This is a genomic window from Rhodopirellula maiorica SM1, from assembly GCF_000346295.1.
GTDB lineage: Bacteria > Planctomycetota > Planctomycetia > Pirellulales > Pirellulaceae > Novipirellula > Novipirellula maiorica.
The window spans coordinates 1-1,244 of the sequence record NZ_ANOG01000695.1; the positions used below are offsets into that span (position 1 = coordinate 1).

Sequence of the window (1,244 nt, forward strand, 5' to 3'; positions counted from 1 at the left end):
TGCTAGCGAAATCCGATCCTGGCAAAGCAGGCAAGGAATCGTTCGCGGAGGTGGCGCTTCGTTTAGGCGGCGCGTCGGTGGACGAGTCCAAGCGAACCGGATTGATTGATACGGCGGACGATCAAGTCGAGGATTTGTTTGCGGCTCAATACAAAACGACCAACAGCCCGGTGCATCGCGCGGTTTGGGACAAATTGGTGCCAACGGAATTGTTCGAGGTCGAGGCGATGTCACAGAACGAGTCGGTGTCGCGTGTCGTGGAACAATCGCTGGAAATTGTTCGCAAACATCGCGATGGCGGCACCCTGCTGGACGAAAAAGGAAAGATCACAACCAAAGTGTTGGCCGAATTGGGAACGGTCGGCTATTGGGGGTTACTGGTTTCGCCCGAGTTCGGCGGTTCGGGTGCCACGATGCGTCAGTTCGCGGAAATGATCACGCAAATGGCGACAATCGACCCGACGGTAGCGGGACTGGCCTCGGTTCACGGCTGCATTGGTGCCGTCGATCCGGTGCGGTCATTTGGAACCGACGACCAGAAGCAGCGGTTTCTACCCCAATTGGCCGATGGTCGGCGTTTGTCCGCGTTTGCGTTAACCGAACCGGGGGCGGGTAGCGATTTGACCGCACTGCGTACGACCGCAGTCTTGGACGGCGACGATTACGTCGTCAATGGCGAGAAGCTGTTTATTACCAACGCGATCCCCGGTCGCACCATCGGTTTGGTCTGTATGATCGATGGCAAACCAAGCGTATTGGTCGTCGATTTGCCGGACCAAGAGAACGAGCATTTCCAACTGAAACGCTACGGCATCTACGCACTGCGTCGCGCGAACAACAACGGCTTGATTTTTCGGGATTTCCGTGTGCCCAAGGAAAACTTGCTTGTGCCTTCACGCGGTGATGGATTGACGATTGCCTATCACGGTTTGAATCTGGGCCGCGTGTCGCTGTGTGCCAATGCTGCCGGAGCGATGCGTTGGATGCTCGCTGAAATGTTGCCTTGGGGCGCGTACCGCCAAACGTATGGTCAATCGATTGATCGTCGCGAATTGGTTCGGCGCCGCATCGGGCGGCTTGCTGGTTTGATCGTCGCCTGTGACGCGATGACCGCTTGGTGCGCCGACCTACTTGATCAAGGTTATCGCGGCGAGATGGAATGCATCGTGGCAAAAATCTTCGGCAGCGAGACGCAAAAGGAAGCGGCAATCGAATTGTTCATGAAAACCCATGGCGGCCGATCG

Annotated in this window: 1 protein-coding gene; it reads left to right on the forward strand. The window is 56.6% G+C overall.

Annotated features, from left to right (window positions below):
* Positions 1–1,244 (forward strand): acyl-CoA dehydrogenase family protein (locus RMSM_RS22365; protein WP_008701705.1); only part of this gene is annotated, 1,244 nt, incomplete at both ends.